This window comes from Cyanobacteria bacterium FACHB-DQ100 (assembly GCA_014695195.1).
Taxonomy (GTDB): Bacteria; Cyanobacteriota; Cyanobacteriia; order Leptolyngbyales; family Leptolyngbyaceae; genus Leptolyngbya.
The window spans coordinates 1-25,902 of sequence record JACJNW010000030.1; the positions used below are offsets into that span (position 1 = coordinate 1).

A 25,902-nucleotide genomic window follows, 5' to 3' on the forward strand; every position below is an offset into this window, starting at 1 on the left:
ACACACAGTAACTGATGATTTCGCCGGGAAAACGATGACGGGAGTACATGAGAAGAGGTGATCCGAGTTAAACCAGTCCGATTATTCTACGTCCCGGTTAACCTGACAATGCCCAATCGGCAGTATCCTAAAGTGCATCAATTATCTAGTGAGCTTTGGGGAACCGAAAAACTTTGGGTCACGATGGATCGGGCTAGCTTTATTCCACCCCGAACGATGTCACGATTTCCAGACCCTCGGCTACATTGGGATCTTGACCCCGCTAAAGAATCAGGGTTTGTGGGAGGAATGCTTTATCTAACAGATACTCCAGAAGAACGGGGAGCATTTCGCTGTGCGCCACAGATTTATCGTTCATTAGAAGATTGGCTGAATCAACAAAGTTCAAACTTTGACTATCAATCCGCAGATCTGTCAGAAATTCCATCGATTGCAATCCCCGGAAAAGCAGGTGACATGGTGATTTGGAAGCCACAACTTCCGCATTGTGCAGGTGTAAACCTGGATTGTACACCCAGAGCCACACAGTATATTAGCATGTACAAAGCGGGCAATGAAGACGATCGACAAAATGCAGTGTCTTGGTGGCAGCAAAAACGCGCTCCAGTCTGGTGGCGAGGTTTACCCACTCAACAAGACCCAGAGCCAGGAGAGCCTGCAACGCTGACTGCTTTAGGTCGCAAATTAGTAGGCTTAGATCCTTGGTAACATTATGCTCTCTCATTCCAAAGTTGCTCTAGAACATCATATTGCGCAATGGGTAACTCAAACCTATGCTTTCAAGAACAGCGTGAACTGTGAACTTCTCGATCGACCCACCCTTGAGAAACTCATTGTCCGTATTACTGTGGGAAAAGATTACTATTGGTTGCGCCTCTATTTAGGAAAACCAACTTCTATCGAGCAACTTGAAGAAGAAGCAAGCTTAGTTAACGAACTCTATGCACAAGGAATGCAGGTCGCTCCTCCACTCCGTCGCCAAGATGGTCAGTTTGCTGGTGTTTTAGAGATAACAGGCAATCAACTTCCCGGAGTTTTGTATGCGAATGCAATCGGTGTTCAGGAAACTCACTTAACCGTAACACAAGCTGAAGCTTTGGGAAGGCTTTTGGCTGAACTTCATAACCATGCTACGACTTTGAGAATTAAAAGCCGCCCAACGATCAACTATCATTTTCTAGCAGAAGAACCGCTCAATTATCTTGCGCCTTGGCTTGGGGAAAAAGCACGATCGCGGGTGCTGGCGATTGCTCAGGAAATGAGAACGATCATTTGGGGGAATGCCTCTGCGCTAGCAGTAGGATTTTGTCATGGTGATGTGCATTTAGAAAACATCAAGTTTCAAGGAACTGTTCCAACCTTGTTCGATTTTGAAAGTTGCGGCTTGAGTCTTTGTGTCTATGACCTTGCTTGCTACTGGCGGAATCGAATCTCAACTTCTTCAGATCAAGCATTGAGAAGCCAAGAATGGGCGGCAATCTTGCAGGGATATCACACTGTTCGTAGATTGAGTGCGCAGGAACTTGCTGCGATTCCCGCGCTCGCGACGCTGCGAGCAATTTGGGTGATGGCGCTACCTGCACAGCCAGGTGCAACTTGGGGGAATGATTGGTTGAATGACCCAGATTATATCCAGGCACATTTAGAGGGAGTAGAAGCACTTGCCAAGGTATTGTCAACTTAACCGATGTCAATCAAAATTAGGCACGATCATCCCTTGATCGCTAGTGTCGCTCAATTTTATGCAGCAGTGTTCAAGCAGGCGACTGCTCGCCAATCCTCAAATCGTTGGCGCAGTTGTTCTCGATATCGTTTTGCACTCAGTTGATGTTGCTTGGGATGAAAGTGTCCTCGAATCGGGTCAAACGTCGAGAGAAATGGTTGCGCCTGCCCTGGGGATTTGAATCGTCGCATTCGTCGTTCTCGCGTTCGAGTCGGTTGATGCGAGTTCTCCGCTCTGTTGTTCAACCCTTTGTGCTGTCGATGCTCCACGTTCTTCATTACCCGCTTCTTGGCTGCCTGATAACTTTTGAGCTTGTCTGTCACAATTACCCGTGGCACGAAGCCTTATTTCTTCAGTAGTTTGCGGAAAAACCGCTCTGCTGCCTTTGTGTCCCGATGCCGTTGGAGCAAAACATCCAGCACATTTCCCTCTGAATCGACTGCTCGCCACAAATAATACTGTTGCTTTTTAATCGTGACCACGATTTCATCGAGATGCCATTTGTCGGTGATGTACGGGCGTTTGCGTTTAATCTGGTTCGCGTATTGCTGTCCGAATTGCTGACACCATGCCCGAATCGTTTCGTAAGTGACTTCAATGCCGCGATACAGCATCATTTTCTCGATATCCCGGTAGCTCAAGGGAAAGGTGTAGTACAGCCAAACGCAATGACTAATAATTTCGCTGGGGAATCGATGTCGAGAATACATGAGCAGATTGAGATCGCGCGTTAGAGCAGTACGATCATTCTACAGTTTGTTTCACCTGACAATACCATACGAACAATCGTAATTCCCTTAGAGGACGTTTGAGAAGTAACAATTAATACTTTAACAGCAAACAGTTATGACGGAGAAATCGCGCTTTCAGCCTTTCTGGATAAGCATTGAAAAGCGATTTTGAGTATAATCCGCTACTTCTCAAACGTCCTCTTAGCTTGCAAGCTGAAATTTACCGCCCCGCTCTAATGCTCGTTGGTATGCGGGACGGGAATGGATGCGATCGCAAAACTCTCTCAATCTTGGATAACTAGCATTTAATCCTCCTCGTGCCACCGCAGCTTCAATCGGGAAGCTCATTTGAATATCAGCAGCAGTGAACTCATTGCCCACAAACCACGGACTTTTCTCCAGGTCTGCCTCTAAGTAATTGAGATGCTGTGTAATTTGAGGAATAATGAACGTCTCTTTAGTGCGCTTCGCGATCGCATGAGCAATTGGTTTAGCAAAAAACGGCATCGGTTGCTGCTCAATGCGATCGAAGACCAGCTTTAGTAACAGAGGAGGCATTGCCGAACCTTCGGCATAATGCAACCAATAGATGTAGCGTAATCGCTCTGGTGTACCAGGTGGAGGAGCTAGCCGTCCCTGTCCGTATTGCTCTATCAAGTACTCAATAATCGCTCCAGACTCTGCCACTATCAGCGTTCCATCGGTGATAACTGGGGATTTACCTAGTGGATGTACCTGACGTAAAGATGCGGGTGCTAGGAGCGTTTTGGGGTCGCGATCGTAGTACTTGATGTCGTATTCTAACTCTAGTTCCTCCAGTAACCATAAGATGCGTTGGGAGCGAGAATTATTTAAGTGATGAACAGTTATCATCTAAATCTATCCTTCTACCGTAATATGACAACTAGAAAGCTTATGCGAAGTGTTCAGGCTAGACGATGCCCTCCAATTATTCCTCTCCCCAATGCAGGAATTTAGGTTGCGTCGCAAGTGCGCCGAGCAAAGCTCGGCTTTGTCTATCAGGCGAAAGTCCTGATTCTGGAAGCCCTGGCAAGGCACCAGATACTATTACCTCAACTAAGCTGGAACCACAGCAGGCTGACCGAGCTTAAAGCGTGAGGGTTTGTCTCCGACTCGCTCAATGGTGCCTGCCCGAGTGGCGTGCATTAACGTTGCGCCCAATGTCTTTCTGGCTCTCGACATCTCCGCTTCATCAAATTTGCCGTACAGCTCAGCAATCAGGTCGTCGATCGTATGAATCTGTTCTGAATCTTGCTGCAAGATTTGGACGATCGCATCGATTGGCTTCTTACCTTTGAACTTGCGCTTGAGCTGAGTCGCATCAAAGGCTGATTGGTCTTTTGGTTCAGGCTTCACCTTCTTCGTCCCGGTTTTGCGCGTTGCCTTCGGCTCACGAGAACGGGCTCGCAGCGATTTTGTCGCTGTTTCAGTCGGTGGATGTTCCAATAACTCAGTCACTGCTTCAACAATCCCATCTGCGGGAACGACTTCGACGGGCGCTTCATTCAGGAGCGCGTTGAGCGTTTGAATCGCTCGATCCACTTCAGCCTTCACTGAAGATTCAATATCTGAGACAATCTTTGAGCGATCACTCATCAATCGCGACCGCTCTTGCTCTAGATGTTGTCTTGTTTGATCACTTAACATCAGATAGGACATAGTGGCTGTTTCCAAGGGTAGTAGATTGTTTTGATTGTAGTACCAGGATTGTCAAATAGATGATTGTTTCAGGAATTGAGCTAAGTTGAAAGCATACCCTGTAATCTGTACTTTACAATGTCTAATTCGCTGAACTACTCCGAAGATGCAGAAACGGTCCAAGCCGTGCAACAAAACTTACAGCAGCTTGCTCTGCAACTGGGGCAACCGCACGATGTGGATGCGGTTCAGAAGCTATACGAAACGGCCCGAGGACTGGTGAGCCACCTTTCTCCCGATGCGCTGACGCTGGCGCGAGTGGCTGGAGTGCTATTGGTGTATCAGCTGCCCGATACAGACCCAGGCGAAGTTCAATGGTTTAAATCCGAACTGCAGAATTGCTCAGATGTGGAATCGATCGAGGACTTGATTGATTCACTGTCCCGTCCTGATGCCTTGTGACGGTACAAAGCCTGGAAGCTGGATAGTGCTTCTGCCATCAGAATTGGCTCTCTAGATGCGAGATACCGCTGTATTCACTCGATCTGCTGGGATTAAAGGCTTGATGCTGTTGCATCTCCAGTAGTGCTGGTATCAGCGATCTCCAGGCTGTTGTAGAGGCGTGTTCTCATTTGGTATTCCCTGAATTCAGTGTTTTCAAGGTTCAGGCTGCTGGCCGTTTCAGGGGAATTGTAATTTAGCAATAGGCCGAACAGTTTTTCACAGAAACACTATTTTTCCGACAGGGTGCAAATATTAGATTAACTGCACGAGACGGATGGCAATGAAAGAAATTGTACAAATTCAGAACAATGTCGATCGCTCTCTGCTCCAGAGTCTCTACGTCTTTCTAGGACATCGGGATGCAGTTGGTGAACTGAAGCAACAGATTAAGGCCAAACTCTAATTGATCGACAGAAAGCGCGAATATGGAGCGCGGTGCACGCATCAATTGATCGTTCAGCTTAGAAATCAACCCAGAGATCGCTTGATTTTTCAAGTTTGCTATGAATCTACCAATTTGATCTGCTCGACTTGCAACCCGTCGAAGTCGAGATGGAGTGATACGATCGTTTCGAGATGGAGCGATACGATCGTCGAACCCACAGTCCCACTCATTCCACAAACAGTTACTCCGATGGATTCTCTCTGTGAAGTCTTTCTCGAACAGGATTGGGACGATGCCCAACAGGCGCGGCAAAAGCGTGACCTGCGCGTTGTAGAACTCGAAGGTCAAGGATGGCAATGCACAGTAGGATTGTTTTACAACGCCTTGACGGGGAACCGGATTTATTTAGTGGAGGCGACTTCACCACCTCCACGTTCGTCAGAACCAATGCACCACCCGTCGAGGCATCGTTCTCAGCCGAGGCATCCTCAACGTGTAACGCCGACAAAACCCGGTTCCGCTTCGTCCGAAAATCGCTAGGGCGACTCGCAAACATTGACACACCTCCACAAATAGAATTCGTGTGAGTGTGTCAAAGAGTAAGCCTAATTTGGTGTGTGAAACTGTAAATGATTTGAGGAGAATTTTTTAGAGAAGTTTGGTATTTCCGAATTCCCAGTCTTTAAGCGTCTACACGGAATCATCGCTCCACCCACAATGCTCACAATCCCAGTGAACCCGCGCGGGATGAGTTTGCAGCATCGATTGCTCACACTTCGGACATCTGCCCGTGAACATCGGGTGAGAATCCAACAACGCGATCTGCTGCTCCCTCGTCCAGCGCTGAACAGGATTGGGCACTAATTCACCTGCGTAATACAAATCATCTTCGCAGGGTGAAGAAAAGCGATCGTCGTATGGCTGACTCATCTTTCTGCTCCAATTCCCATCTAAATACAGAAATCCCTAAATGCCCTGTTTTCGCAATTCAATCTCAACCTGGGTAAGGAATGTCTCTTGTTCAAGTTGCGTATTCACTGGAAAGCGCTCCCAATCTGAACCAATCCGCAAATCAGCGAATAGCTGGTCATGATTTTGATGAAAGTGAAGAAAGGCATTCGATTTCCAGTAGAAGATTCCACGCTTTTTTTCTTTCAAGCCCTGATATTGACGAAGCTTTACCAGCAATTCTTCTAATCGGTCCAATGCCTTCGAGTCTGCGTGTTTCATCTCCTGGCTCCGATGATGTGTGCAGCTAGATTAAGGAGATTTGTTTTATTTTCAGCTATTTCACGGGAATTGCCAATCCTTATAGAACCTCAAAGCTCTGACTCTGGCAATTCCTGCAAAATCCTCGTGCTGCCTAATCCAAACAACTGCAATTCATCTTGTGCGCGAGCCATCGATACATAAAACTGTCGTCGTGCCATTGAAGCCTCTGCCGGATTGGAGTTGCGACAAGTCCGCAAATTGCTCCACGCACAGCAGTAGAACAACTTTGAATTGTAATCCTAGCAATGACAACGATGTAAGAGCTCGTATTCCAGGTTGAGCTATACTGTAGTTTCGTTTCGTATTATCATTCTCGGTAATCCAGTAACTTCTCAAGTCTGAATAAATTAATCGCTTCAGCATTTTATTAAATAACTCTTCGTCTCTCTCCAGATGCCACCGATACAAAATAGCAATATTGCCAGGTGCGTAACTTGATTCAGATAGCGATCGTATCTATTCGTTCAATGCCTCAACCGCTTCAGCCTTCGGCTCCGACAAATGCAACACAGGTTTTGCTCCTCTTCGCAGTGCTGCACTGGGTTCTACGATCGAGAAGGTCACATCACCGATTCGCCCCTTCACCCTTACCCCACTTGCTCTCGCACCCATGCCCGAACAGCTCGCCGCAACGCTAACCGTCCCTCAGAGCGATTTGCCTCAATCAATTGGGGTAAAGCAGCAATCTCCAATTGCGGAAAGATGCTGCTCCGTTCCACCTCAACATACTGTTCACCCTGGAGGCGATAGATCCTCAGTCTGCCACTGTCATAGCACCAGAGTTCTGGCACACCCAAGCGGGCATAGATCGGAAACCGCTCTAACGACTGACTCGTCACATCAATCTCCAATGCCAGATCGGGGGGTGGGTCTTGAGCCAGATCAAACTGCAATTTGCCGCGAATTCTGGCTTCATTCTGGAAATAGAAGCAGTTATCTGGCTCTAAGCCTGCTTGCTTTGCCTGTTTTCGCCAAGTGGTTGAACCGTAGCCCTCATAATTTAGGTCGAGCGTTTCTGCCATGTCCTTGATTGCATCACCGATCGTTTCCTTGAAATACTCGTGCTCTGGCAAAGGAGACATAATCTCTAACAGTCCATCACAATACGCTACCCGTTCACAGCGACGATCGCCCAACTCCTGCAAAATTGCCTCAAACTCCTTCCAACTGACCTCGCGTAGCAGCACCCGCTGCCCCGGTGGAACCTGAATTCGTTGAATCGGAATCTGCACGACCATACCCGTTTCCTCTCCAAGATTGGTGTCTCTGACTGCCCTGTTCTCCAATCTTAAGCGAACTGTTTGCTGATGCTGTCGGCATTCATGCTCCCATAGATGTCAAGTTCTGTTTGTGTTCTAAGCCCGGAACTTCTGCAGGGTGCAGCAGTTAACTAGAATTTGGAAAGGTAAATTCAAATTCAATGATAATGGCTGAGCTAATTAGACGGTGATAACTTGGGTATCTCAATAGATAACCCATGCTCCGTTCCAGTTCAGCGATTTTTTATATCGCAGCGCATAGAACAGACGACTATCCGACGACCGCATCAAGTCACGCCGATCCTATCTCTACTCGATGCCAGCAAGACTGATCTAAGTCCAAGAAAGACTGAGCGGTATTGTCAACGAGAGTCGGCTGATCCTGCTCGATTGTCCAAATCTGTCCCCCGCTGACCCGAATTTGGCGACCCTGCAGAACAGCGCGATGGCCACTAATCCAGCCTGGCGCTTCCCCAACGGCTGTGACTTGCTCGATCGCAAACGTCATGCAGTTGAGCCGATAGATTGGCGTTTCGCCAATGATGCGATCGTCACGATAGCCTAAATTGCCAATGATGTAGATCCAGCCATCGACCCAGGTTGCAGTGTGAAAGTCTGTGGGAGGAAAGACTGTTCTAGGATATCCGTAAATCTGGAAATCACCTTGACCGTCGTAAACGACTACATCGTTATAGATGTAGAAGTCAGGATCGTAATAGTCTTCGTGTTCTCCAGCGATTTCAATCACTCGCCCGTCGGGTAGTACTGTCATTGATTGTCCAAACCGCTGAAAGCACCAAACCGCTGCTTCTATCGGATATTCAGTGTCTTGATACTGAATACGGGCGGCATAAGCCTCACCTCGAAATCGCACCATTTCGCGCCAAAACGGAACAGCCATTCGTTCTGGATTGCGCTTGCCAAATCGCGGATATTTATCAGCCTCGTAGTGCTTGGAATCGAGATCCCACCCATCCGGTTTGTCCACTTTGGTAAAAAGGCGTCGCATTGAAGGATCAAGGTCAGCCAAATCCTCTCCAACTGCAACGAGTTGGGTAATCATTTCGAGACTGCGAGCTTTCCTGAATGCTCTTTGGTTGAATTGGTTGATCCGAGACGAATCAGCTCCGGCAGACAAAAGTACTGAAGCTGCCTCTACTTGATCCAGTTCTGCTGCCAACATCAATGCCGTTTCCCCAAACTCATCGGTGGCATTGACATCTAATCCTAATTCAATCAACCATTGAAGCAGCTCAAGATTGCCGGATTCGATCGCGTACATCATCGGCAATTTGCCACAGCGTCCCACGGCTAACGGATCTGACCCTGCTTCCAGCAAGTGTTGCGCTTTGGATCGGTCTCCGGTTTGTAGGCTTAACAACCAAGGCGTGCGTTCCCAGCGATCAACTGCGGTTAAATCTGCGCCTCTGTCTAGTTCAGCTTGCACCTCAGCGAGGGTGTCAAGTGCAACCGCTTGCATTAATTCAGTCCACCTAAGGCGAGATTGATCACATCCAGCGTCCAAAAGAACTTGTACGATGTCAAACCAGCCACAGCGCGAGGCGACGCTCAAGGCTGACTCGCCATAAGTACTTTCACCATTTAGAGGAGCACCCTGTTGAATCAGAAACTCTACCAGGGCAATCTTTTCTGAGCCTTGCGCTTCGCTGAACATGGCTTCAATTAGGACATCGTAGCCTTCTGCATCAACCTCAGTGATGTCTGCTCCTAAATCTAGTAGCACCTGAAGTTTTTCGATCCTGCCTGACCGGATGGCCCATTTGAAGTCAGATTTCCCTTGCCCTGGCGAAAGCGAGAGCCGCGCCCCATTGGCAATCAGAAATTCCACAATCTCAACTCCTGCGCTTGGACTTGCCAGCGCACATTGAAGCGGGGTCTGCGGCCTAAACGAATCCGCAGGAGATTCGCTCTCGTTAATGTTGGCCCCCTGCCTGAGTTCTCGCTGCAGCCCTGAAAGGTCACCGCGTTCAGCATAGCGATGAATTCTCATCTTCGCCTCTGTTGTTTCTGAAATAGAGATTCAATCGCTGAGCCAGTCATTTCGGAGGCTCTTCCATCATGATGTAGATGCGCCTCATTCCGCGTTTGTCGGTACCTTGTCCCCAATTAGACCCCCATGAAAACATTAGATGATGAGTGGCTAATTGCTAAATGCAAGATTCTATAGCGAACTGGGAATTGATTGCAGGAGCATAATTCTTGGTTTACCCTTCCACTTCAACCCTAATCCAACGCCTCAAACTACCATGTCTATACACACAGCAACCCCTCGTCACTTTCGATTAGCCGTCTTCTGGGCAGTGCTAGGAGGTTTGGCATCGTTAGCAGTATTTCCCTATGCGCTATCTCTCGCGCCCATTCCCGCCGCAATTCCTGTCCCATTGCCTGTTTTAGCAATTCTCTCTGCGGTACAAACTGGAGTTTTGTTGCTTTTGCTCTGTTGGATTGGGCTTCGCTTAGGATTCTCCCTGAAATTCGATAGCCCCTTTGCTCGTGCCTGGATTAATAATCATCCGTTGCCGCCTGTTTCTCAAGTTGCTTTAAGGACAGCATTGGGAGTTGGTGTCGTCGGAGGCTTCATTCTGATGGGGCTAGATCTCGCGTTTCAACCCTGGATGCCCGCGACTCCAACCCCAATCAGAGTTGATTTATGGAAGCGATTGTTAGCCTCTTTCTACGGAGGCATTACTGAAGAACTGTTGTTGCGCTTATTCTGTACCACTTTAATTGCTTGGTTGCTTTGGAAGACCCTTCAAAGAGGGCGATCTCAACCTACAGCACAAATTGTTTGGGTTGCGATCGTCAGTGCGGCTCTCCTTTTTGGAATTGGGCATTTACCGACTGCTGCAAGAATCTGGACGCTTACGCCTGTGGTGATCACCCGGACGATCGCGCTCAATGCGTTGCTTGGCATTCCCTTGGGCTGGCTATATTGGCGGTATGGCCTGGAGTATGCCATGCTATCCCACTTCTGCGCCGATCTCGTTTTACATGGAATTGGAGGAAGTTGAGCGAATCGCACTGCTATGCCCGCAAAGCATCATTATTTGATTTGCACAGGGGTGTTTTAAGATGAAGCCCAAACCTAGTAAGTTATTGGTTATGACCCAGGTTGTTTACCAAGTTGCTGTCAGCATTGATGGCTATATTGCTGCTTCTGATGGCACCGTAGACTGGCTCGCTGATTTTCAAGTTGAAGACAATGACTATGGGTATGCAGAATTTTATGCCTCGATCGAAGCGTTGTTGATGGGAAGCCGGACTTACGAGCAAGTAATTGGATTTGGGGAATGGGCATATCCAGGAAAACCATGCTGGGTTATCTCTGGACGATCGCTGAAGGTTGAGCAACCAGAAGTCAGACTGACCGCTAAACGTCCGGGTGAAATTATTGCAGAACTACAAGCAGAGAACCTCAAGCGAGTTTGGTTAGTTGGAGGAGGTCAATTGGCCGCCTCTTTTCGGGCACAAGGATTCATTACGGAATATATGATTGCAGCGATTCCAACCATTCTGGGTACGGGAATTCCACTGTTTGGCGCAACGGGAACACAAGAAACCTTGAAGTTGGTTGAATGCAAGCCTTATCCTGGTGGAGTGGTTTTGTTACGGTATCTAAAATCGTGTTTAACAGATGAAATGCCATGATCATCACACTACCGCTCAGCAATGGTTTTTCATTGTCAAACTTGCAGCCTTCAGATGAGATTGCCTATGTTGAGCATCTGAATAATCCGCTCATTCATGAAACAACTGAAGCAATTCCCTACCCTTACACGCAGGAACATGCTAACCAGTGGATTCAACGTCAGACAGATCTCACTGATCAATTCGGCAAGCCCCCTTTACTCGCAATTCGCAACTCGAATGCGGAATTGATCGGCTCGATCGGGATTGGCGAGATTGATCCTCAATCTTACGTTGCGGAACTAGGGTACTGGCTTGCCCCTGAATATTGGGGACAGGGAATCATGACTGAAGCGGTTAGGAACTTTGTTCGTTATGCCTTCACAGACTTAAATTTACTTCGTTTGTGGACGCGAGTTTTTGAGTTTAACCCAGGATCGCGGCGAGTTCTAGAGAAGAATGGCTTTCAGCTAGAAGGTATCCAGCGCCAGCATGTCTATCGGAATGGTAAGTTCGTTGATGATTATTTGTATGGACTGCTGAAGTCCGATTTAGGCGGATAAATCGACAATGGCAAGAACTACCACAGCCTTAGTGGCTCACTTTCTCCAATCTCAGTTTGACGGATTGGTATCAGATGTCTCACTGATTGGATCAGGAATGTTCTCGCAAGCATTTTCGTTTATGCTTGATCGACAACCCTTTATCATTCGGCTCAACACCCATCAAGAAGACTTTCAGAAGGATGCCTTTGCACATCAACACTTTAGCTCATCCAAATTACCAATTCCGAAGATGATTCAATCCGGTCGCTTCAACGAATTGTACTATTTCGCAATTACAGAACGCTGTACAGGGATGACCCTGAATGACATAGAACCGCAAGCGATCGGACAGGTACTGCCAAAGTTATTTGACACGCTGTTAGCCATTCACACTTTGGATAGTTCAGATTACTCCGGTTGGGGACTCACCGATGCGTCTGGTCAGGGTCGCTTTGCATCTTGGCAAGCGTATTTGCTGTCGTTCCATAACCAGAAATTTCCCTTTACGTGGAAGCAACTCATTCAGGATACATTTATGGAGCAAGAGATCTATGACAAGGCTCTTGCCATGATTTTGAAGGATGTAGAGTTCTGCTCAGCTAGCAAATATTGGGTACATGGTGATTTTGGGTTTGACAATGTGATATCTGATGGGCAGCAGATTACGGGTGTCTTGGATTGGGCGGAATTGCTGCTAGGAGATTATGTGTACGATGTTGCCTATTTGGAGTTTTGGTCTGAGAATATTTGCTACAAACAGCAATGGCAGCACTGGGCAAAAGATAGAGAAATAGATCTCTCACGTTGCTATTTTGAAGAGCGACTGCGTTGTTACATGCTCCATATCGGGTTAAAGGGTTTAGCGATCGCAGCAATTCGGAACGATCCAGAAGATTACGTTCAAGTGAGAGCAAGAATTCAACAAATCCTGGATGCCGAGTACTTCACACTCTTCTAGGAGCACAGATTAAATAAAACCGGAGTAAATGATAGGCTGGAGAGGTTCAGATTGACTTGGTGAATCAATGCTGCCCTATCCACCTGAAGTGGAACAACAAATGCAACGCTTCTACCAGTCGTTGTCGGAGAAAGACCGACGATATGCAGCCATCGAAGCCGTGAAATTAGGGCGAGGTGGATTGAGCTATATCAGCCAACTCTTCGGCTGTGATGACGAAGCGATGCAATTGGGCAAGCGAGAACTTCAGGATGACACTCGGTTGCATCAAAGCCGCGTTCGCCGTGCCGGAGGTGGGCGTAAATCAGCCTTCCAAACGCACCCTGGATTGGATGAGACTTTTCTAAAGGTGATTGCCCAACACACAGCAGGGTCGCCGATGAGCGAAACGATCAAGTGGACGCATCTGACTCGTCAAGAGATTGCCCAGTTAATGCAAGCAGAAGGCATTTCGATTTGTGTGACCGTGGTGGATCAACTTTTAGAAAAGCACCACTATCGCAAACGCAAAGCGCAGAAAAGATTAGCGACCGGAGAACATCCTGAGCGCAATGCTCAGTTTGAGAACATTGAAGCGATGCGTTCGCGCTATGAAGCAGCAGGCAATCCAGTGTTGAGCATGGATACAAAAAAAGAGAACTAATTGGGCAACTCTATCATGCGGGTCGAGTTTATACCCAGGATGAAGCCATTGCTGTATTTGATCAAGATTGGAAGTCACTTGCGACGGGTGTTGCCATTCCCCATGGGTTGTATGACCTCCAACGCAATACAGGCGGTTGTGTCGCAGAAATGATAAGGTGTGGAAGCTCAATTTTCCCTGACCTTGCTCTAAATGACGGCTGATTCTTTGTTCAAATGGCGGCACTTCTTGCCTGACATCATCTTGCTGAATGTGCGCTGGTATTGTCGTTATTCCTTGAGCTGTAGCTTCGCTTCCCTGAAGGGTGCGAGACCTAGAGGAGAGGATGGCGGAGCGCGGAGTCGCTGTGGACCATTCCACTATCAACCGCTGGGTGCTGAAATTTGCCCCAGAACTCGACAAACGCATCCGTAGGTTCTTGAATCCCACGCATGATTCGTGGAGAGTCGATGAAACGTACATCGAAATCAAAGGGGAGTGGAAATACCTTTACCGAGCGGTGGATTTTGAGGGGAACACCCTGGACTTCATGCTGAGTGCGAAGCGAGACGGGAAAGCAGCGGCACGATTTTTCCGTAAAGTGTTGCAAGCCAAGCACACTCAAACTCCACGAGTGATCACCGTCGATAAGAATGCTGCCTATCCCGTCGCGATGAATGAATTAAAGGAAGATAAAACGTTAAAAGCCGAGACCGAATTACGGCAAAGCAAATATTTGAACAACATGATTGAGCAAGACCATCGCAACGTAAAACGGATTGTGAAGCCGATGATGGGATTTCAATCGTTTAATACAGCAAGAAAGACATTGCGAGGAATTGAAGCCATGAATATGATTCGCAAAGGGCAAGTGAAAGGGATTAGCCGAGGGAACACTGTATCTCAAGTAGAATTATCAATAAAATCTTTGGAGTAATTGCTTGAAGCAATACGAATAAGACCACCTTGTTTGTCACCTTAAAGTCTTTGCGACACAACCCGGTTGATTACGCAAGCCACTCTGTCCCTGCTGGTTGAGCCAAATTCAATACAAGGGAATGGCACGCTTTTTGTAAACTAAACTGACCATCATCAAGTTATGGTTTTGCCACTGAGTTCGGTCAAGCACAATCTGAAGCCTTTGTTCGCATCGAATGTGGCGTTTGATCCACTGCTTGATGATGGGAAACCAAATTGCTTGTGGAGTCAGTTGAGATAAGTCTAAGAACCGTTGCAGCCTGCGCCGCCGACTCTCGAACAGAATCGGTTGTGGAAACAGCGTCGCTAAACGCTCGACAGTAATGCATCGCTCTTGTTGCAACAGTTCCATTAATATCTCTAGCGTGACGAATTGCGTTGGGGTGAGTTGAGATTGCAAACAGGCTTGATGAAATGAAGGCAACATTTTTCGATTAACGGGGTGAATCACTTGGTTTCACCCTATTTTTTCGGCTTTTGTCGCTGCCATTCAGTATCTCATCAAGCTTTCATGCTCGTTGTCACCCCTTGAAGAAACAGAGGCAACTTACATGCCAAGGAGCGACATCAAAGCATCCTGCCACCCAGGAGACTGGCTCTGCACTTGCGGCTGTTTTTTGCGAATTTCATCAATGTTCCAACCCGTGAGACGTGCGAGGGTTTGCGCTTGTTCTTCAAACCGTTGACGGAGCGATCGCTGATATCGTCTTCCCGCAGCACAGTTAGTCTCGCCTTGGAAAGGATGCCGCAAAACGTACCGTCCCTGAAAAGTTTCTTGATTGTTAGTATCCTGGAACATCAAATCTTCTGGGAACTTATCACGGGTATAGCGCACATGCAAGCGGGTGATGAACACGTCAGAGTTAAACACTGGACGACGGAAACCACGCGGCATCGTGACAGGTTCAGAACGATTGAGCCAAAACACGCCCGCCTGTTTCAACTCTTCAGAGCTTAAAGGCTCCGCCGAGCAGGGGTCGCAATTGCTCATATTCCAGGCATATTCCAGAAACGCTACTTTTCGATCTTCGCGATCGTAGCTTTTCTCAAACATCGATTTGTAGAAGCGACTAAACTCATCCTTCACAAACAGGGGCACTTCTGCATCCGAGGGAACCTTGACAGTCCGGTAATTGGTCACTTCCGCCTGACCTTTGGGCGACAGGATGTAAACGATTAAATCTTGAGCCGTTTGAGCATTGATCATTCCTAATCGAATCGGCAACATAAATCGAGGCGAATCGTAAGTGATTTGCAAGGGGCGCAAGGATTGAAATCCCGCTTTATCAAACTCGTCTAAGTTCACCTTTGCAACGAAGAATTTGAGTTTCTGACGAATGTAGGGCTTCAAGAGCTGTTTTGCTCCCCGTGGGATCTTGTAGCCATTTTCCACCAGCCAGGTTTCCAATCCGCTTGATTCTTTTGCACTCAAAACTAGAATGTCGTATTCCCCAACGGTGAATTTTGCTTCGACCGTGACTCCCAAAGATTCTTGGCGTTTCCTGGCTGCATTTCCTGTGGGAGCCACCGCAGCCGAGGGCAGCGCCGGAGAGAAGACTCGATCGTCCATTGGCGCACAGGGATCTGGATCAAAATATTCAACCAATCGAGGCGCACTGAAGGCATCTAGTCTTTCAATAATTTTTGGATCGCTCACTTTGACTTGCTCCTTCTGCAAGACAGTGGGAACGGGAACGACGATCGCAAAGTCTTTCACCTCTCCTTGATAGTCATTTGCCATCGTTAGAACGGTTCGATCACCATTACGAGCGATCGCGACCTGAGACGCCTGGTTATAAAGTTTTGCATCTGCTTTTGCCACATAAAACCCACAAAAAGCCCAGGCTTTTGGCACGAAGATGAAACAACTCAAACTAATCACTAGAAATGCAAATAAAACACGAAATATTTTCATACCCACTTTCCTAGATGGATAAAGGTTCTGTAGTCGTTGCACGCTGTTCCCAAGAAAAGCGAGAATCCGGGAAAATTCGATCGATAACCATGCTCAGAGGAGCCAATGCAAAGAGCGCCCAGAACACTGCCGTTGAGATAAAAAATTGATTTCGCAAAATGAATGTGAGCATCGCGATCGCAACTGCCCAGATGACTCGCCCAATCTGAGCATTTGGAATCGTCCGTGGATCTGTAATCATAAACAGCGCGAACATCAACAGCGATCCGCTCATCAGTCGATGCCCCCAAACATCCCAAGTCCAACCCAGGTAAACATTCCGAATCGCTTCTAATCCACCATATGCAGCAAGAAACGCGATCGTGGTATCCCATCTACCCACGCGCTTGAGTACCAATCCCCCTGTTGCTAAAAACAGCACCGCATACCAACCCTCTTCTCCCCACTGTCCCGGAGAAACCCACGCATCCGAAGTCAAGAGCAACGCGGTAATGATGCCAAAATTCCCTGGATTAAACAAATGCTTCTCACCCACCCGCAGCACAAACTTACTCCCAATGGCTGCACAGCAAGCTAGGACGATCGTGGTGTAATGATCGGCTCTCAACAATACACTCATGCCTAGAGCGGTAATCAACGCACTGGGAAGCGATTGCGTAAAGGGTTGGTCTGTGGTTCGAGCCAGGAACCACTGTGCTCCGACGCAAGTGGCGAGCGCAGTGGCGATCATGTCGAGATGCAAGGTCCAATCTCGCATGATCATGCCCACCAGCAAGAACAGCGACAGAAACAAAATTTGATACATTCGAGCGTCTTGAAACATGGGGCGATTCATCCACGTCAGTGCGATCGCACCCATTATCTGACTCTCTGAAGAATAAAGAGGATGACGTTACAAATTAAGAAACAAGAGCACGAAAGTTGTTGAACCGAGGAAGCCATCCAATCCTTAACGTTCGCGAGTAGATAGCATTCTGACGGAATAAAGGCTGCCTGTCTATTGAATTGAGCGGAGAAAGGTCAATCTTCCCGCAATGGAACTATTCGTATGAATTCAGCTTATCTATCAGGAACTTGTCAGATTCTGCCGATTATTCCCTACTCTGCTATGAAAATGTTGCAGTCAGGCATAGTATGGTGCTCTAGACTTAAATTGATTTAGTTGCAGATTAGGATCAGATTGATGTCAACTCGTTTTCGTTTGATCACAATTCCCGTTAGTCACTATTGTGAGAAGGCGCGTTGGGCCTTGGAATACTTACAGATTCCCTTTCAAGAATTTGCACACATGCCGCCATTCCATCAGATCGCTGTAAAGAAATATGGTGGAACTACATTACCTATTTTAGTTACAGATACACAAACCATCTGTGACTCGACAGGAATCCTGCGGTATTTAGATACTCTCCAATCTGGAAAACTGTATCCTTCTGAGTCTGAACTCCAGGCACTCACCATAGAACTAGAAACGTTATTCAATGAGAACTTAGGGGTAAATACTCGTCGCTGGGGCTACTCAACGATTCTTACCCCAGAGCTGATTTATCCAAAATGGACTCAAGGCGTACCTACCTGGCAAAAGCCTCTGTTTCCGATCATTTTTCCACAGGTGAAGTCGATTGTGCAGAAACGATTTCAAATTACGAAAACATCAGCGCGAGAAGCATATCGAGAAATCGAGGGAGTATTTGATCGCGTAAGCCAAATTTTAGGCGACGGCCGTAAATATTTATTAGGCGATCAATTTTCGGCGATCGACCTAACATTTGCCGCCTTAGCCGCGCCCATTCTCCAACCACCAGAGCATCACATTCCACCTTCACCGATTGAGGTAGCTCCAATTCAGGTTCAAGATGATATTCGGGCTTGTCGAGCTACCCGTGCAGGGGAGTTCGGCTTGCGTCTCTATCGAGAACATCGTCATTATGGCATTGTCAACTTAACCGATGACAATCAAAATTAGACACAATAATTTCTCGATCGCAGTCATCGCTCCAGTTTACGCAGCATCTTTCACACAGGTGATTTCCCACCAATCCTCAAAGCGTTGGCGCATCTGTTCTCGATATCGTTTTGCACTCAGGTCATGTTGCTTCGGGTGAAAGTGGGATCGAATCGGGTCAAAGGCTGAGACAAATCGTTGCGCTTGTCCTGGAGACTTGAAGCGGTGCATTCGTCGTTCTCGTACCCGGGTCGGTTGATGCGAATTTTCTGCCCGATTATTCAACCCTTTGTGTTGTCGGTGTTCTACGCTCGGCATCACCTGTTTCTTTGCCGCTTCGTAACTCTTCAGCTTGTCGGTGACTATCACCCGTGGCACAAACCCTTGTTTCTTCAGCAGCTTACGGAAAAATCGCTTCGCTGCCTCGGTGTCTCGATGGCGTTGTAGTAAGACATCTAGCACGTTCCCTTCACTGTCTACTGCTCGCCACAGATAGTATTGCTGCTTCTTGATTGTGACGATCATTTCGTCAAGATGCCATTTGTCAGTGATATGGGGACGCTTGCGCCGCACCTGATTCGCGTATTGCTGTCCGAATTTCTGGCACCATTCCCGAATCGATTCGTACGTCACCTCAATGCCGCGTTGGCTTCGCCACGCTGAAAGCGACCAACATCATCTTCTCGATATCTCGGTAGCTGAGGGGGAAGGTGTAATACAACCAGACACAGTAACTGATGATTTCGCCGGGAAAGCGATGACAGGAGTACATGAGAAGAGGTGATCCGAGTTAAATCAGTACGATTATTCTACATTCGGGTTAAGTTGATAATACCGCAGCGAGTTACTTCTCCTAATACAGTCAGCTAACAACCAAGCTTACCTGCTATAGGAAGGAGTCGGGGCACGAGCAGATTGTAGGGGGCTAGGTGCAGCCTCTTGTTCTGCCTCATGCTAATCTTTTTAATCTTTAACTGAACCATCGTTGAACATCAATCGCCTGCAACATGAGTTCGACAGCTAGAGCAGCTAAAATCAGGTCTATCATATGCTTGCAGCTTTTATGGATTTGAGCAGGGTGAGTGAGAATCTTATCCTTGATGCGCAAGCATCGTCTTCAAATATTCAATGGCAGCTTCCTCAGCAGCTTCACGGTGGATCACTGCCGCTGAACGAAGCGATCGATAAATTTCGATACACCGTTCCAATGCGACATAACAACTCTTCCGGTTGTGCAAAGCGACAGTGCTTTCAAGGGCTTTAGCTAGAGTAGGTGCAAGCTGCTCAATTCTCCGAACACCAATCGGTTTGCACCCTGCTCGCAATAGTCCTAGAGGACCGAGAACCGTGCTACGCAAGTATGAAATGAAGTCTAGGGCCTCAAACAATTCTCCTCGCGCAATTTTGCCAGTTCCATAGTGAATCCATATCCAAAAGCGATCCTCGATCCACTGCTCATCGAGTAAGGGATATCTGCCAGTGCTGGAAGCATAAGACTTTGATAGACGATTGTCGCGCTCCCAGAGAACAACTGGCTCATCAACTCGCGTTTGCACATCATTGATGGACAAAAATTTGAGATCAACATGCAGTAGCGGTGAGTCGTAAAGGCAGATCAAGACCCGTGGCTCACCGACATGCTCGCCCGTAAACGCTGCCAATAACTCTCCCAATGATGCGGCAATGCTCTGTCGCTCGGGCATAACCTGTGCGAAACTCTCATGCTCCACAGCGATGATCAAATCGAGATCGCTAAACTCGTCCATCGAGTTCTCTGCCCAAGAACCTGCTGCTGCAACACCCACAACTCGTAGGTCTGCTGCAAGACGCGGGAGGGCTCTGCTGATAAACAGTTGGTGGCTGATCAGTGCAGTCGTTGGAACTTCCATGGATAGGTTGTGAAGCGAGTTGATGTTTGATGTTATTGCCTAATGTTATTAAGCAGTACTGTTGAGACGAATTTCTTACATGAAGGCTGTGGAAAATTAAGCCTGCCTTTTATGAGAGAAATAACGGTTTAAATCTTTATTACTGACCATATAGATTGGAATAACAGCATTGAGGACAATCATTATCAAACTCCCAATCACCAGAATGGTAGAGAGTTTTGAGCCGAGCGCAAGCACCATGGCGATTAGAACGACAACCAGCAAACTACAGATGCTCACCAAAGAGCCATTTAGCCCATTTCTGCCCCTGTATAGCAAAATACATCACTGCAATTGCTACCAAGATGCGACCAATCGCCCATCTATCCCGCGCAATAATCACTAATGCAACGTCTAAGACGCAAAGCAATAGAAACAAAGCAATTAGATTATTTCGAGCGTTCAGCGCAGATTGATCGAGTTGGGTCATAGGTTTGTTAACGAGTCAGAGAGATTGGTGCTTACTGTATGATATCTGTGCAGGCATTGGTAAGCTGCTTCCTAACTTAATTCCCAGTCAGCATGAAGAATTGCAAAAAAAATTATGTACTTTTAGCGATTGTGTGAATTACTCAGCCATTTTCTATCGAGTAATTCAAGTTAGACCCCTGGGTGTCAAACGATAGACAATGATTTTAGCAAAGCGTTTAGGCGGTAGGCCGGTATAGAGGTTGATATCATGGCTAGATCCGAAACTAATTTATCTGAAGTTTGGCTGCCCTTACCTGTCGCAGAGTGGCAAGACACGAATGAAACGCTCCATCTGTGGACTCAGATTATTGGCAAGATTCGATTAGCCCTCGCTCCTAAAGTCAATCATTGGTGGCATTCAACTCTCTACGTCACGCCACGCGGACTCACCACTTCAGCAATTCCCTATGGAACTCGGACTTTTCAAATCACCTTTGATTTTCTCAATCATCAATTGGTGATTGAAACCAGTGATGGAGTGACCAAAACGATCTTACTGATGCCTCGCTCTGTCGCTGATTTTTATCAAGCAGTGATGAGTACTCTAAAAGACATTGCAATTGAGGTGAAAATTTGGACAACACCTCAGGAAGTTACCGATCCCATTCCCTTCCAACAAGATATCCAACATGCTGCTTATGATCGTGAATGTGCTCAACGGTTCTGGCGAATTCTCGTGCAGTGCGATCGCCTGCTCACGCTTTTTCGTGCTCGTTATGCGGGAAAGTGTAGTCCGGTGCATTTCTTCTGGGGTAGTTTTGATCTGGCAGTGACACGCTTCTCCGGACGACGTGCGCCAGATCATCCGGGAGGTGTTCCAGGAATGGCAGATTGGGTGACGCGAGAGGCTTACTCCCATGAGGTGAGCAGTTGCGGGTTCTGGTTTGGCAAAGGCGCAATCGAAGCGTTGTTCTATGCCTACGCCTATCCAGTCCCCGAAGGTTTCAAAGACTACCTAGTGCAACCCCAGGAGGCATTCTTTAGTTCAGAGATGCAAGAGTTCGTGTTGCCCTATGAAGCAGTAAGGCAGGCAAGCGATCCAGACGCAATGGTGCTAGCATTTCTGCAAACCACTTACGAAGCAGCAGCGAATTTAGGACATTGGGATCGCGCTGCCTTAGAATACATTCCGGTGCTCAAAAGTTAAATTTTTCATGCGTTGAATTCATGACCAAGTTTGTGGTTCACCAGTTAGGCAAGCGCGTAGCCTATTGAACTTAGCACTACAAAACTCACCAGGCCTACTCAAGTCATTGCAAAGATCAAACAGATTTCGTTATCAGCAGGTCTTGTCAGATAGAGATCTCTAGCCTTAGGCAGGTGTCTCTTCGGAAGCAACCCTGATGCAAGATGGAAGTTCAGGTGGATGATTTCACAATGGCTTCGCTACGCTGTAGGCAAACAACCGTCAGGTGCCGAAATTTGCCCCAGAGCTTGATAAGCGCATTTGATTGTTCTTGAGTGAGAGTTGAAGAGACGTACATCGAGGTGAAAGGAGCGTGGAAATACTTGTATCGAGTGGTGGATTCGGAGGGGAACACACTCGACTTTATGCTGAGTGCGAATCGGGATGGAAAAGCTGCTGCACGCTTTTTCTGGTTGTGTCACAAAGCCTCAAAGTGGCAAACGAACGGGTCTCGTTCGTATTGCTTTAAGCCATCACTCTAAAGAGTTTACTGATGAATCTTGCTTGAGATACACTATTCCCTTGATTGATCGCTTTCACCTGCTCTTTGCAAATCATAGCCATTGCCTCTATGCTGCTCAAAGTTCTTCTTGCTGTGTTGAAGGATCAGAAATTCCCATCATCGGTTTTACAATCCGCTTCACGACAAATCTCTAGGCTTGTGCTTGCTTTCGTACTAGGTTGGTTAGCATTGATCGGGCAGCACCAGCACTCATAGGTTGTCTAGATTCAGCCATACTCTAACAAGTCTCTGTATTTCAATCAGACTGCTAGTTTCACCTTCTGAGTTTCTAAGCCTTGCTACTGTGCATCAAGTGCAGCAATTATCCGTTTGAAAGCTTGCTGCATAACTTGAGCTTCCTCGTCATTAAGATATTGACCGAAATATTCAGCAATGCAATCCGAGTAAACCGCCCAGATTTGTTCTTGCATTGCGAATCCTGATTCTGTTAACACGGCAAATGCGCCCCGTCGATCATTCGGACAGCGTTCTCGTCGTAATAATCCTGCCGCTTCGAGCCGATCCACCAACCGCGTCAGATTACTTCGGCTCAACAGCACTCTATCTGCCACTTCGCTCAGCCGCAATCGATGCTCAGGAGCTTCTTTGAGCGTCCACAACACGTCATACCACTCCAAGGGTGGTAACGCTGCTGCCTTAAGTTTGGCTTCAATTTGATCGAGCAGTTTGACATGAGTAGTGAGAAACAACCGCCAGGTGGAGTTGTGAAGATCGTTGAGTTTTGTCATAGGCTTCATTGTGCCAAACAGATAGTTTCATTTACAAATATTCTATAGCAGATAGTTTCATTTACAAATATTCTAGAGCAGATAGTTTCATTTGAAATTAAATATGCTATGTTTATTTTAGTTTCAAATGCAATTGTCTAGTTTCAAACAGTAGGAGAATCGAATCATGTTCCATCCTTTCAATGCACTGCTTTCATTTCAGCGATCACGTCTCGCTCATGCAATTGCGCTGACAGCAGGATTGGTCTCTCTATCGACATCGCTTGCTGTTGCAGGACAACACCCGACGGGACAATTCTTCTTCGACCACGCTCCACGCCTAGTTCGTGCGGAAACAAATGCAATTCCCATTACTTATGTGGGTGGAACGGCTTATGAGTTTACGATTGCCGTTCCTCAAGATGCAGGCGCGCCGCTACAAGCTGTTACCATCACTCAAGATGGAAATCCCAGAACTATCGAATTTAATCTCAATCAAAGTCGAGCGATCGCTGGCAATGGCACCAATATTCCACTTGAGAGCATTGGGGGGAATCAAAATACAGCAACGACGATCGCATTTGCTCAACCGATTCAACCCGGTGAAACTGTGACCGTTTCGCTCAAAAGTGATCGCAATCCAAGCTCAGAGGGTGTCTATTTATTTGGCATCACTGCTTATCCTGCGGGAGATCAAGAGCATGGGCTATTTCTAGGGCATGGTCGTGTGCAGATTTACAGTCAGGGTCGCTAGTTCGCTCGCTTGCAGTTTATTTCCGCGTCATTCAACCTGTTACTTAACCTAAGGAGAACAAAATTATGAGTTTCGATCTCAAGGCTGCTTTTGAAGACATCAAGACCCTCGTGTTGCAAGGCAAAGCAATGGAGGCATTTGAGAAGTACTACGGTGAGGATGTCGTGATGCAAGAGAACGAAACACCTGCCACGATCGGGAAAGCTGCAAATCGACAGCGGGAGTTAGAGTTCTTCTCAAAAGTGACTGAATTTCGGAGTGCGGAATTAAAGACCGTTGCATTTGGTGATGATGTAATTATTTCAGAATGGTTCGTGGACTACACACATGCGGACTGGGGCAAAGTCACGCATGATCAGGTTTCTGTTCAGCGATGGAAAGACGGCAAGGTGATTCATGAACGCTTTTATTACGGTTCTTGAACACTCGCCTTGATTGCCCGTTCGCCTCAACCTACTCTTATGGAGGTATCTTTATGGGGACATCGCTTCCTCACCTAGAACTGGTCAGCCATCCACTTTGTCCCTACGTTCAGCGGGCTGTGATTACGCTGTTAGAAAAGCAGATTCCGCACGATCGTACCTACATTGATTTGGGAAATAAGCCAGATTGGTTTCTGCAAATTTCGCCGCTCGGCAAAGTTCCGTTGCTCCGAGTTGACGATGAGGTTTTGTTTGAGTCTGCTGCCATTTGTGAGTATCTGGATGAAATCACGCCCGGTTCATTGCATCCTGCCAACCCACTAGAACGAGCGAAGCATCGAGCTTGGATTGAGTTTGGATCAAGCATTTTGAATACGATCGCAGGGTTGTACAACGCGCCTGAGCAAGAAAAATTTGAGCAGAAACGTCAAGAGCTTCTTGATCGATTCGCTCGAATTGAAAGCAATGGAATCAGTCAACCTTACTTTGCGGGTGCGGCCTTTTCTCTAGTCGATGCCGTCTATGCACCAATCTTTCGCTACTTCAATGTCTTCGAGGATGCAATCAACTTAGATTGCTTCTCCACGTTCCCAGACCTCAAACGCTGGCGGCAAGCTCTACAGGCTCGCTCTTCTGTTCAGAATGCAGTTGTCGAAGAGTATCACCAGCGCCTACTCGCATTTCTCAAACAACGCCATTCTTATCTCTCTACTCTCATCAATTAGGAGTGAGGAGCAATGAAACTATTAATTGATGGAACCTGGCATTCTAATGGGCAGCTTAAAGGCAATTCCATTGGGATCGGCTCTTTCCGATCTCACGTTTCAGCAGATGGAACCTCTGACTTCCAAGTGGAGCCGAATCGTTATCATCTTTACGTTTCGTATGCTTGTCCGTTTGCTCATCGCACGATTCTCGTCCGGCAACTGAAACGGCTAGACGATGTGATTTCGATGTCGGTTCTCAGTCCCGATTGGGGAAGTCCTGACGGTTGGGTCTTTGGCGGTTGGAGCGATACGACACCGGATACCGTCAATGGTTGTACTGCTCTTCCTCATGTGTACACCAAAGCACAGCCGGACTTCACGGGTAGAGTGACGGTTCCAGTACTCTGGGATAAAAAGTTAGGGGCGATCGTCAACAACGAATCAGCTGACATCATGCGAATGCTGAACAATGAGTTTAATGCTTTCGCAGAAGCTAATATCGACCTTTATCCGGCTGCATTGAGAACCGAGATTGATCAGATCAATGCGTTTGTTGCTAGTCGGATCAATATTGGGGTGTACAATGCTGGGTTTGCAAAAACTCAAGCTCAGTATGATGAAGCGATCAACAGTCTGTTCAATGCTTTAGACGGCACTATCAACTTAATCGGGAGCATTTGAATTTAAGCAGTGTAATTCCCTTAATCGTCAGTCTCGCTCAAGTTTATGCAGCATCTTTCACACACGTGATCTCCCGCCAATCTTCAAAGCGTTGGCGCAGTTGTTCTCGATATCGTTTCGCACTCAGTTCGTGTTGCTTGGGGTGAAAGTGGGAGCGAATCGAGTCAGCGGCAGAAAGGAAATATTGGGCTTGCCCTGGAGACTTGAAGCGTCGCATTCGTCGTTCTCGCACTCGGGTCGGTTGGTGAGAGTTTTCAGCTCGGTTGTTCAATCCGATAGTGTGTCAGTCTGATGTGGGATGATATCTTGAGAGTGGTTTCAGGTGAGAATTGCTCTATGGACTGTCCGCTCTGTGGTCACATCAAACCTCATAAGCATGGCA

At 47.2% G+C, this 25,902-nt stretch carries 26 protein-coding genes and 7 pseudogenes; 18 read left to right on the forward strand and 15 right to left on the reverse strand.

Features of this window, described 5'->3' with window-relative positions; translation table 11 throughout:
• Window positions 1–108: 108 nt before the first annotated feature.
• Together H6F51_16750 and H6F51_16755 are read left to right on the forward strand one after the other, a co-directional pair.
• On the forward strand, window positions 109–708 hold the full coding sequence (locus H6F51_16750; GenBank protein MBD1824128.1) for a phytanoyl-CoA dioxygenase family protein: 600 nt from the start codon (window positions 109–111) through the stop codon (window positions 706–708).
• A gap of 4 nt (window positions 709–712) precedes the next feature.
• Window positions 713–1,684, forward strand: coding sequence for a phosphotransferase (locus H6F51_16755; GenBank protein ID MBD1824129.1), 972 nt, complete (start codon window positions 713–715; stop codon window positions 1,682–1,684).
• 56 nt (window positions 1,685–1,740) lie between these two features.
• Here the strand turns inward: H6F51_16755 and H6F51_16760 are convergent.
• From H6F51_16760 to H6F51_16770, 3 genes and pseudogenes are all read right to left on the reverse strand, one after another.
• Window positions 1,741–2,433: pseudogene (locus H6F51_16760) on the reverse strand (IS6 family transposase).
• A gap of 222 nt (window positions 2,434–2,655) precedes the next feature.
• A complete protein-coding gene (locus H6F51_16765; GenBank protein ID MBD1824130.1) occupies window positions 2,656–3,327 on the reverse strand; it encodes a glutathione S-transferase in 672 nt (223 codons plus the stop codon).
• A 204-nt stretch (window positions 3,328–3,531) separates the two neighbouring features.
• Window positions 3,532–4,134 (reverse strand): hypothetical protein, encoded by a 603-nt coding sequence (locus tag H6F51_16770; GenBank protein MBD1824131.1) that lies wholly within the window; start codon window positions 4,132–4,134, stop codon window positions 3,532–3,534.
• A gap of 117 nt (window positions 4,135–4,251) precedes the next feature.
• Between H6F51_16770 and H6F51_16775 the strand changes: the two genes are divergently transcribed.
• The gene (locus H6F51_16775) at window positions 4,252–4,575 is read left to right on the forward strand and encodes a hypothetical protein (protein ID MBD1824132.1); all 324 of its coding nucleotides are present in this window, start codon (window positions 4,252–4,254) and stop codon (window positions 4,573–4,575) included.
• A gap of 676 nt (window positions 4,576–5,251) precedes the next feature.
• Window positions 5,252–5,542, forward strand: a complete 291-nt coding sequence (locus H6F51_16780) for a hypothetical protein (GenBank protein MBD1824133.1) — start codon at window positions 5,252–5,254, stop codon at window positions 5,540–5,542.
• Window positions 5,543–5,692: 150 nt separating this feature from the next.
• On the opposite strand, the gene H6F51_16785 is transcribed toward H6F51_16780, so the two are convergent.
• The 4 genes from H6F51_16785 to H6F51_16800 form a co-directional block, all read right to left on the reverse strand.
• Window positions 5,693–5,932, reverse strand: coding sequence for a hypothetical protein (locus H6F51_16785; protein ID MBD1824134.1), 240 nt, complete (start codon window positions 5,930–5,932; stop codon window positions 5,693–5,695).
• A 36-nt stretch (window positions 5,933–5,968) separates the two neighbouring features.
• Window positions 5,969–6,232, reverse strand: coding sequence for a hypothetical protein (locus H6F51_16790; GenBank protein ID MBD1824135.1), 264 nt, complete (start codon window positions 6,230–6,232; stop codon window positions 5,969–5,971).
• A 629-nt stretch (window positions 6,233–6,861) separates the two neighbouring features.
• Window positions 6,862–7,512, reverse strand: a complete 651-nt coding sequence (locus H6F51_16795) for a Uma2 family endonuclease (GenBank protein ID MBD1824136.1) — start codon at window positions 7,510–7,512, stop codon at window positions 6,862–6,864.
• Window positions 7,513–7,825: 313 nt separating this feature from the next.
• Window positions 7,826–9,544, reverse strand: a complete 1,719-nt coding sequence (locus H6F51_16800; GenBank protein MBD1824137.1) for an ankyrin repeat domain-containing protein — start codon at window positions 9,542–9,544, stop codon at window positions 7,826–7,828.
• Between the two features lie 256 nt (window positions 9,545–9,800).
• Between H6F51_16800 and H6F51_16805 the strand changes: the two genes are divergently transcribed.
• From H6F51_16805 to H6F51_16835, 7 genes and pseudogenes are all read left to right on the forward strand, one after another.
• Window positions 9,801–10,565 (forward strand): CPBP family intramembrane metalloprotease, encoded by a 765-nt coding sequence (locus H6F51_16805; GenBank protein ID MBD1824138.1) that lies wholly within the window; start codon window positions 9,801–9,803, stop codon window positions 10,563–10,565.
• A gap of 91 nt (window positions 10,566–10,656) precedes the next feature.
• A complete protein-coding gene (locus H6F51_16810) occupies window positions 10,657–11,202 on the forward strand; it encodes a dihydrofolate reductase (protein MBD1824139.1) in 546 nt (181 codons plus the stop codon).
• On the forward strand, window positions 11,199–11,744 hold the full coding sequence (locus H6F51_16815) for a GNAT family N-acetyltransferase (GenBank protein ID MBD1824140.1): 546 nt from the start codon (window positions 11,199–11,201) through the stop codon (window positions 11,742–11,744). The genes H6F51_16810 and H6F51_16815 overlap by 4 nt, the downstream gene beginning before the upstream one ends.
• 7 nt (window positions 11,745–11,751) lie before the next feature.
• Entirely contained in the window at window positions 11,752–12,684 is a 933-nt protein-coding gene (locus tag H6F51_16820; protein MBD1824141.1) for a phosphotransferase, read from the forward strand.
• Between the two features lie 67 nt (window positions 12,685–12,751).
• The gene (locus tag H6F51_16825) at window positions 12,752–13,327 is read left to right on the forward strand and encodes a hypothetical protein (GenBank protein MBD1824142.1); all 576 of its coding nucleotides are present in this window, start codon (window positions 12,752–12,754) and stop codon (window positions 13,325–13,327) included.
• Window positions 13,327–13,530, forward strand: a complete 204-nt coding sequence (locus H6F51_16830; GenBank protein ID MBD1824143.1) for a hypothetical protein — start codon at window positions 13,327–13,329, stop codon at window positions 13,528–13,530. Before H6F51_16825 ends, H6F51_16830 begins: the two co-directional genes overlap by 1 nt.
• Window positions 13,520–14,243: pseudogene (locus H6F51_16835) on the forward strand (IS6 family transposase). The gene H6F51_16830 and the pseudogene H6F51_16835 overlap by 11 nt, the downstream one beginning before the upstream one ends.
• A 111-nt stretch (window positions 14,244–14,354) precedes the next feature.
• Here H6F51_16835 and H6F51_16840 read toward each other — a convergent pair.
• The 3 genes and pseudogenes from H6F51_16840 to H6F51_16850 all read right to left on the reverse strand — a co-directional run bounded on the left by H6F51_16840 (window position 14,355) and on the right by H6F51_16850 (window position 17,022).
• Window positions 14,355–14,711 (reverse strand): annotated as a pseudogene (locus H6F51_16840) (hypothetical protein).
• Between the two features lie 120 nt (window positions 14,712–14,831).
• Window positions 14,832–16,199 (reverse strand): DUF2330 domain-containing protein, encoded by a 1,368-nt coding sequence (locus H6F51_16845; protein ID MBD1824144.1) that lies wholly within the window; start codon window positions 16,197–16,199, stop codon window positions 14,832–14,834.
• A 10-nt stretch (window positions 16,200–16,209) separates the two neighbouring features.
• Window positions 16,210–17,022 carry an RnfABCDGE type electron transport complex subunit D gene (locus tag H6F51_16850; protein MBD1824145.1) on the reverse strand — a complete coding sequence of 271 codons (813 nt, stop codon included), beginning with the start codon at window positions 17,020–17,022 and terminating at the stop codon, window positions 16,210–16,212.
• Window positions 17,023–17,379: 357 nt separating this feature from the next.
• On the opposite strand from H6F51_16850, the gene H6F51_16855 reads away from it, so the two are divergent.
• On the forward strand, window positions 17,380–18,162 hold the full coding sequence (locus H6F51_16855; protein ID MBD1824146.1) for a glutathione S-transferase: 783 nt from the start codon (window positions 17,380–17,382) through the stop codon (window positions 18,160–18,162).
• Between the two features lie 36 nt (window positions 18,163–18,198).
• Here H6F51_16855 and H6F51_16860 read toward each other — a convergent pair.
• The 3 genes and pseudogenes from H6F51_16860 to H6F51_16870 all read right to left on the reverse strand — a co-directional run bounded on the left by H6F51_16860 (window position 18,199) and on the right by H6F51_16870 (window position 20,499).
• Window positions 18,199–18,913: pseudogene (locus tag H6F51_16860) on the reverse strand (IS6 family transposase).
• Window positions 18,914–19,232: 319 nt separating this feature from the next.
• Entirely contained in the window at window positions 19,233–20,030 is a 798-nt protein-coding gene (locus tag H6F51_16865) for an oxalate:formate antiporter (GenBank protein ID MBD1824147.1), read from the reverse strand.
• 96 nt (window positions 20,031–20,126) lie between these two features.
• A pseudogene (locus tag H6F51_16870) lies at window positions 20,127–20,499 on the reverse strand (hypothetical protein).
• Between the two features lie 249 nt (window positions 20,500–20,748).
• On the opposite strand from H6F51_16870, the gene H6F51_16875 reads away from it, so the two are divergent.
• On the forward strand, window positions 20,749–21,687 hold the full coding sequence (locus H6F51_16875; GenBank protein MBD1824148.1) for a hypothetical protein: 939 nt from the start codon (window positions 20,749–20,751) through the stop codon (window positions 21,685–21,687).
• Window positions 21,688–22,004: 317 nt separating this feature from the next.
• Window positions 22,005–22,136: pseudogene (locus tag H6F51_16880) on the forward strand (DDE-type integrase/transposase/recombinase).
• Window positions 22,137–22,527: 391 nt separating this feature from the next.
• Here the strand turns inward: H6F51_16880 and H6F51_16885 are convergent.
• Complete coding sequence (locus H6F51_16885; protein ID MBD1824149.1) at window positions 22,528–22,986, reverse strand: MarR family transcriptional regulator; 459 nt, start codon at window positions 22,984–22,986, stop codon at window positions 22,528–22,530.
• A gap of 157 nt (window positions 22,987–23,143) precedes the next feature.
• Here H6F51_16885 and H6F51_16890 point away from each other — a divergent pair, with 157 nt between their 5' ends.
• The 4 genes from H6F51_16890 (at window position 23,144) to H6F51_16905 (ending at window position 25,520) form a co-directional block, all read left to right on the forward strand.
• Window positions 23,144–23,710: a DUF2808 domain-containing protein gene (locus H6F51_16890; protein MBD1824150.1), complete on the forward strand. Its 567-nt coding sequence runs from the start codon at window positions 23,144–23,146 to the stop codon at window positions 23,708–23,710.
• Between the two features lie 65 nt (window positions 23,711–23,775).
• Complete coding sequence (locus H6F51_16895) at window positions 23,776–24,132, forward strand: nuclear transport factor 2 family protein (protein MBD1824151.1); 357 nt, start codon at window positions 23,776–23,778, stop codon at window positions 24,130–24,132.
• A gap of 53 nt (window positions 24,133–24,185) precedes the next feature.
• On the forward strand, window positions 24,186–24,857 hold the full coding sequence (locus tag H6F51_16900) for a glutathione S-transferase family protein (protein MBD1824152.1): 672 nt from the start codon (window positions 24,186–24,188) through the stop codon (window positions 24,855–24,857).
• Between the two features lie 12 nt (window positions 24,858–24,869).
• Entirely contained in the window at window positions 24,870–25,520 is a 651-nt protein-coding gene (locus tag H6F51_16905) for a hypothetical protein (protein MBD1824153.1), read from the forward strand.
• 43 nt (window positions 25,521–25,563) lie between these two features.
• On the opposite strand, the pseudogene H6F51_16910 reads toward H6F51_16905, so the two are convergent.
• Window positions 25,564–25,794: pseudogene (locus H6F51_16910) on the reverse strand (IS6 family transposase).
• Window positions 25,795–25,902: the final 108 nt, after the last annotated feature.

Excerpts from the sequence above, each read along its gene's own strand:
- H6F51_16750 (MBD1824128.1), top strand. The coding sequence starts at position 109 with ATGCCCAATCGGCAGTATCCTAAAGTGCATCAATTATCTAGTGAGCTT.
- H6F51_16755 (MBD1824129.1), top strand. The coding sequence starts at position 713 with ATGCTCTCTCATTCCAAAGTTGCTCTAGAACATCATATTGCGCAATGG.
- H6F51_16765 (MBD1824130.1), bottom strand. The coding sequence starts at position 3,327 with ATGATAACTGTTCATCACTTAAATAATTCTCGCTCCCAACGCATCTTA.
- H6F51_16770 (MBD1824131.1), bottom strand. The coding sequence starts at position 4,134 with ATGTCCTATCTGATGTTAAGTGATCAAACAAGACAACATCTAGAGCAA.
- H6F51_16775 (MBD1824132.1), top strand. The coding sequence starts at position 4,252 with ATGTCTAATTCGCTGAACTACTCCGAAGATGCAGAAACGGTCCAAGCC.
- H6F51_16780 (MBD1824133.1), top strand. The coding sequence starts at position 5,252 with ATGGATTCTCTCTGTGAAGTCTTTCTCGAACAGGATTGGGACGATGCC.
- H6F51_16785 (MBD1824134.1), bottom strand. The coding sequence starts at position 5,932 with ATGAGTCAGCCATACGACGATCGCTTTTCTTCACCCTGCGAAGATGAT.
- H6F51_16790 (MBD1824135.1), bottom strand. The coding sequence starts at position 6,232 with ATGAAACACGCAGACTCGAAGGCATTGGACCGATTAGAAGAATTGCTG.
- H6F51_16795 (MBD1824136.1), bottom strand. The coding sequence starts at position 7,512 with ATGGTCGTGCAGATTCCGATTCAACGAATTCAGGTTCCACCGGGGCAG.
- H6F51_16800 (MBD1824137.1), bottom strand. The coding sequence starts at position 9,544 with ATGAGAATTCATCGCTATGCTGAACGCGGTGACCTTTCAGGGCTGCAG.
- H6F51_16805 (MBD1824138.1), top strand. The coding sequence starts at position 9,801 with ATGTCTATACACACAGCAACCCCTCGTCACTTTCGATTAGCCGTCTTC.
- H6F51_16810 (MBD1824139.1), top strand. The coding sequence starts at position 10,657 with ATGACCCAGGTTGTTTACCAAGTTGCTGTCAGCATTGATGGCTATATT.
- H6F51_16815 (MBD1824140.1), top strand. The coding sequence starts at position 11,199 with ATGATCATCACACTACCGCTCAGCAATGGTTTTTCATTGTCAAACTTG.
- H6F51_16820 (MBD1824141.1), top strand. The coding sequence starts at position 11,752 with ATGGCAAGAACTACCACAGCCTTAGTGGCTCACTTTCTCCAATCTCAG.
- H6F51_16825 (MBD1824142.1), top strand. The coding sequence starts at position 12,752 with ATGCTGCCCTATCCACCTGAAGTGGAACAACAAATGCAACGCTTCTAC.
- H6F51_16845 (MBD1824144.1), bottom strand. The coding sequence starts at position 16,199 with ATGAAAATATTTCGTGTTTTATTTGCATTTCTAGTGATTAGTTTGAGT.
- H6F51_16850 (MBD1824145.1), bottom strand. The coding sequence starts at position 17,022 with ATGTTTCAAGACGCTCGAATGTATCAAATTTTGTTTCTGTCGCTGTTC.
- H6F51_16865 (MBD1824147.1), bottom strand. The coding sequence starts at position 20,030 with ATGGAAGTTCCAACGACTGCACTGATCAGCCACCAACTGTTTATCAGC.
- H6F51_16875 (MBD1824148.1), top strand. The coding sequence starts at position 20,749 with ATGGCTAGATCCGAAACTAATTTATCTGAAGTTTGGCTGCCCTTACCT.
- H6F51_16885 (MBD1824149.1), bottom strand. The coding sequence starts at position 22,986 with ATGAAGCCTATGACAAAACTCAACGATCTTCACAACTCCACCTGGCGG.
- H6F51_16890 (MBD1824150.1), top strand. The coding sequence starts at position 23,144 with ATGTTCCATCCTTTCAATGCACTGCTTTCATTTCAGCGATCACGTCTC.
- H6F51_16895 (MBD1824151.1), top strand. The coding sequence starts at position 23,776 with ATGAGTTTCGATCTCAAGGCTGCTTTTGAAGACATCAAGACCCTCGTG.
- H6F51_16900 (MBD1824152.1), top strand. The coding sequence starts at position 24,186 with ATGGGGACATCGCTTCCTCACCTAGAACTGGTCAGCCATCCACTTTGT.
- H6F51_16905 (MBD1824153.1), top strand. The coding sequence starts at position 24,870 with ATGAAACTATTAATTGATGGAACCTGGCATTCTAATGGGCAGCTTAAA.